The sequence below is a fragment of the Bradyrhizobium sp. genome (assembly GCF_049581145.1).
Lineage (GTDB): Bacteria > Pseudomonadota > Alphaproteobacteria > Rhizobiales > Xanthobacteraceae > Bradyrhizobium.
In genome coordinates, this window is record NZ_JBAURI010000117.1 from 1 (window position 1) to 4746 (window position 4746).

Below are 4746 nucleotides of genomic sequence, written 5' to 3' on the forward strand. Positions count from 1 at the left end.
GAACATGTCCTCCTTCTGCAGCGCGCGCAGCGCCGGTGTGTCCATCAAGCGCCGCGTGGTCTTGTAGCCCTGGACCATGGCTTCCAGGTCGCTCTCCTCGCCCAGGAAGTTCGGATCGATCAGCGGCGCGGCCAGCGGATCGGCATTGGCGAGGCTGACGCTGCCGCGGCTCTCCGGCCGCAACAGGCAGACATGGCAGGAGAAGCCGCCGCCGGAACGCCGCTTGCGGCCGTGGTCGTCGACCACCGACATGCCGAAATGCAGCTGGATGTCGGGAATGTCGAGATCGGGCCGGGTCTTCAGGAAGCCGCCGCATTCGGCGAAATTCGATGTCATCGGGCCGCGTCGCTCGCGCCGGTATTGCCGGATGCCGCGCAGTATCCGGGTGAGGCCGGCAAACGAGAGCGAGGTGAAATTCGGATTGTCGGACTTGTAGGAAAACACGAAATCGGGATGATCCTGCAGATTGGCGCCGACGCCCGGCAGGTGATGTGTGGTTGCGATACCGTGCCGAGCGAGCGCCTCGCCGTCGCCGACGCCCGAAAGCATCAGGAGCTGCGGCGACTGGAACGCGCCGGAGGCGAGGATCACCTCGCGGCGCGCGCGCAGCTGTTTCGTCTCCTTGCCCTGCACGTATTCGACGCCGACCGCGCGCCTGCCCTCGAACAGGATGCGCGTGGCGCGCGCCGAGGTCTCGACCCGCAGATTGCCGCGCTTGCCCATATGCGGATGCACATAGGCGCGCGCGGCGCTCCAGCGCTCGCCGTTCGATTGCGTCACCTGGTAGACGCCAAGGCCTTCCTGGTCCTCGGCGTTGAAATCCTCGCGGACGCGGAACTGCGCCTCCTGCGCCGCCTGCAGGAAAATCTCGTGCACGGGATTGTCGGTGCGCAGCCGGTTGACGCGCAGGGGACCTTCCTTGCCGTGATATTCGCCGTCGAAATCGGCGTTGTTTTCCGAGCGTTTGAAATACGGCAGGACGTCGGAAAACGACCAGCCGGAATTGCCGAGCGCAGCCCAGTGGTCGTAGTCGGCGCGATGGCCGCGGATATAGACCATGGCGTTGATCGCGGACGAGCCGCCGAGGCCCCTGCCGCGCGGCTGATAGCCGATGCGGCCGTTCAGGCCTTTCTGCGGCACGGTTTCGAAGGCCCAGTTGTTGACCTTGCCCGCGACCATCAGGACCAGGGCGTAAGGCGTGGTGACCACCCAGTTGTCGTTCCTGCCGCCGGCGTCCAGCAGCGCGACCGATGTGTCTGAAGCCTCGGACAGCCGGCCCGATATCGCGCAGCCGCCGGAGCCCGCGCCAACGACTACAAAATCGACGATGTCCGTCACGCGTACTTCCCCCCTGAGGTTCACTTTTGTTTCGCCGTCATTCCGGGTTCGATACATCGGGCCACGCTTCGCGCGACCCGACGCATCGCCCCGGAATGACGGATGTCTAGTTCACCGATTTTGAAATTCCAATCATATCAACCTCCTCCTCCGAACCTCATCCTGAGCCCCTTTCGGCGCTAGGGGCTCAGGATGAGGTCAGAGTGCTTGGAAACGACAGGTTTCATGCAATCTCTCGACTAGGTCATGAACCGCAGCAGCTTCTCCAGTCGCGCGATCTTGCTCCCATAAGGCGGATAGAGATCGGCCAGCCGGTTGAGCGACGAGCGATAGAACACCGGCTTGAGCTTGCTCAAATTGCGAAAGCCCCACTCGCCATGATAGGCGCCGCTGCCGGAGGCGCCGACGCCGCCCATTGGCTGGTTCACTTGCGTGAAATGGAACAGGCAGTCATTGACCGTGACGCCGCCGGAGACGGTGTGCTCCAGTACCTCGTCGCGCGCCGCCGTGTCAGTGCCGAACCAGTACAGCGCCAGCGGCCGATCATGCCGGTTGATATAGGCGACCGGCTCTTTCGCGTCCCTGTAGCCCATGACCGGCAGCAGCGGGCCGAAGATCTCCTCCTGCATGATGGCCATGTCGGAGGTTGCGCCGACCACGAGTGTCGGCGGGAATTTGCGGATTTGTTTCCAGCCGGGTGCGTCGGGTTTTGCCACCTGCATGATGCTGGCGCCCTTTGCGGCAGCATCACTCACCAGACTTTCGAGCCGGCCGAAATGCCGCTCCGAGATGATCGAAGTGTAGTCCTTGTTGTCAGGATTGGTGCCGAACATGCGGCGCATGTGGCTCTGCACCTTGTCGGCGAAATCCTGCACCGAGGCCTCCGGCACCAGCGCGTAGTCGGGCGCGATGCAGGTCTGGCCGGCATTGAGCAGTTTGGCGTAGGCGATGCGTTCAGCGGCCTCGTCGAGGTTGGCGGAGCGATCGACGATGGCCGGCGACTTGCCGCCGAGCTCGAGCGTGACCGGAGTGAGATTGCGCCCACAGGCTTCGGCGACCAGCCGGCCGACCCGGGTCGAGCCGGTGAAGATCAGGTGATCGAACGGCAGCGACGCAAACGCCTTGGCAGTCTCCTCCTCCACGCCGGTCACGATCATCTCGGTGGCATCGAATTTTGCCGCGATCACCTGCTGCAGCAGCGCGGCAAAGCGCGGCGTCAACTCGCTCGGCTTGATCATGACCCGGTTGCCGGCCGCGAGCGCCCCGATCGCGGGCGCCAGCGTGAGCTGCAGGGGGTAATTCCAGGGGGCGATGATGCCGACGACGCCGAGCGGCTGCGCCATCAGGCGGTTCTTGGCTGGCATGAATTGCAGCGCGGTGGCAACCCGCTGCGGCGCCATCCACGCTTTCAGATGTTTGATGGTGTGCTTGATCTCGACATGGAGGAACAGCGTCTCGGCGATCGTGGTCTCGACCGTCGAGCGATGGCCGAAATCGGCCGAGATCGCCGCGTCGAACCGGGCCTCGTTCTCCGATACCGCCGCCCTGAGCCGCTTCAGCCGGTCCAGACGCGTTGCCGGCGTTGGGGCTGCCTCGAGGCGCGTGCGCTCGAACACGGCATGGAAGGCGTCATCCAGGGCGCGAAGCCCGGAGCTTTTCATTGGCTGGTCCATGGGGCAATTCCTCAGATGGCCTAAATGGGCCCAAAGCCGGGCCGTTGCGCAATTTGCGGCAGCTCTTGCGTCTTTTGCGACCATTTTGGCACATTCCAGCTGTCACAAAATCGAAAAAAGGTGCGTCTGGACCCTTTCCAAAGCGGTTCGGCATTGGTACATACCGCCCGCACCCAACGGGCTTCGAGCCCCAGGTTGCCTTCTCAGGAAGCCTTCTGGACGGGACGATCGGCGCGGCTGCCGCGTTCGCTCATCCCGTTTCGTCATCGGCCTTTCTGCAAGGCGCGCAATGGTTTATCGCGGGGTGGAGCAGCCCGGTAGCTCGTCAGGCTCATAACCTGAAGGTCACAGGTTCAAATCCTGTCCCCGCAACCAAGACAAGATGCTGATTTGTCAGCATTAATTGAAAAGCCGCCCTTTGGGGCGGCTTTTTCGCTTGGTTTGGACTGTGTTCAGACGCGGCGCGGCCCGGTCGGCGTCAATTGGCCGTGCGAATGAATCCGGCCAATTTCGTCTTCTGGGTCTCGCACCACGCTGCCATGCCGAGGTGTTGCTGGTCGACGTCCGTCGATTTTGTCGCGATCGCGACCTCCATCATCAACTGGTCATCGCCGGGCTCGCCCATTTTTCCACCCGTGTGCATGTAGGCGATCGCCTTTCGGACCTTCTCGGTCGTTCCGTCCGGCAGCTGCATCTCCTGGGCCTTCTGCACCAGATCCTGATAGACGATGTTGGTGCCGGGGCATTCCACCTTGGCGGCGAACGCCTGCAAGACCATGGTCACATAGGTCAAGCGGGACTCGGCCTGCGCCGGCGCGGCAAGGGCCAGCAATCCAATCATCAACACACCGTAACGCATCGCCGTCTCCTTGGGTTTTTGGGCGCAAGAATTAGCCCTGATGGCTCCGCTGTGCAACCTTGTGCTGACTTCCAGCAAATGACTGCTATGGGTGACGGGCACAACTGAACCGTTTCCGTCCAAGATTGGAGCAGGCCGTCCGGTCATGACCCTGCCTGCCGTCACCCCCGCACAAGTCCGATGCGCGTTGCTGCTGTGCGATGAAATCGCGCTGCTCGATGTGCGGCACGAGGCCGCCTTTGCCACCGGCCATCCGCTGTTTGCCGCCAACATGGCGGCCGACAGGATCGGGCTCGAGGCCGAGACGAGGCTGCCCCGGAAAGACGTGCGGATCGTCGTCTACGACGCGGGCGAGGGCCTCGTTGCGGAGGCCGCGGATCGTCTGACGGCATTGGGATATTCGGACGTGCGTCAGCTCGATGGTGGTGTGCAGGCCTGGCAGGCGGCCGGTTACGAACTGTTTCGCGATGTCAATTCCTACGCCAAGGCGTTCGGCGAACTGGTCGAGTCGCGCCGGCACACGCCGTCGCTGGCGGCCGAGGACGTGGCCGCGCTGATTGCGAAGAAAGCCAATGTTGCGATCCTGGATGTGCGGCGCTTCGACGAATACGCGACCATCAACATTCCCGGCTCGGTCAGCGTTCCCGGCGCGGAACTCGTGCTCCGTGCCGGCCGCGTCGCGCCTGATCCCGAGACCACCATCATCGTGAATTGCGCCGGCCGCACCCGCTCGATCATCGGGACCCAGTCGCTGATCAACGCCGGCATCGCCAACAAGGTGCGCGCGCTGCGCAACGGCACGATCGGCTGGACTCTGGCGCGACAGGGCCTCGAACACGGCGCGGATCGGCGCGGCGGCATCGGCCTGTGCGAGGG

At 63.7% G+C, this 4746-nt stretch carries 4 protein-coding genes and 1 tRNA gene; 2 read left to right on the forward strand and 3 right to left on the reverse strand.

Annotation, left to right across the window (positions count from 1 at the left end; all coding sequences use genetic code 11):
- Positions 1-1338 (reverse strand): GMC family oxidoreductase (locus WCB02_RS03805; RefSeq protein ID WP_423956506.1); only part of this gene is annotated, 1338 nt, incomplete at its 3' end.
- Between the two features lie 239 nt (positions 1339-1577).
- Positions 1578-3011: a coniferyl aldehyde dehydrogenase gene (locus WCB02_RS03810; RefSeq protein WP_423956507.1), complete on the reverse strand. Its 1434-nt coding sequence runs from the start codon at positions 3009-3011 to the stop codon at positions 1578-1580.
- Between the two features lie 298 nt (positions 3012-3309).
- Here WCB02_RS03810 and WCB02_RS03815 point away from each other — a divergent pair.
- Positions 3310-3386: transfer RNA gene (locus WCB02_RS03815), tRNA-Met, on the forward strand.
- 103 nt (positions 3387-3489) lie between these two features.
- Here the strand turns inward: WCB02_RS03815 and WCB02_RS03820 are convergent.
- Positions 3490-3870, reverse strand: a complete 381-nt coding sequence (locus WCB02_RS03820) for a hypothetical protein (RefSeq protein ID WP_423956508.1) — start codon at positions 3868-3870, stop codon at positions 3490-3492.
- 145 nt (positions 3871-4015) lie between these two features.
- Between WCB02_RS03820 and WCB02_RS03825 the strand changes: the two genes are divergently transcribed.
- Positions 4016-4746 (forward strand): rhodanese-like domain-containing protein (locus WCB02_RS03825; protein WP_423956509.1); only part of this gene is annotated, 731 nt, incomplete at its 3' end.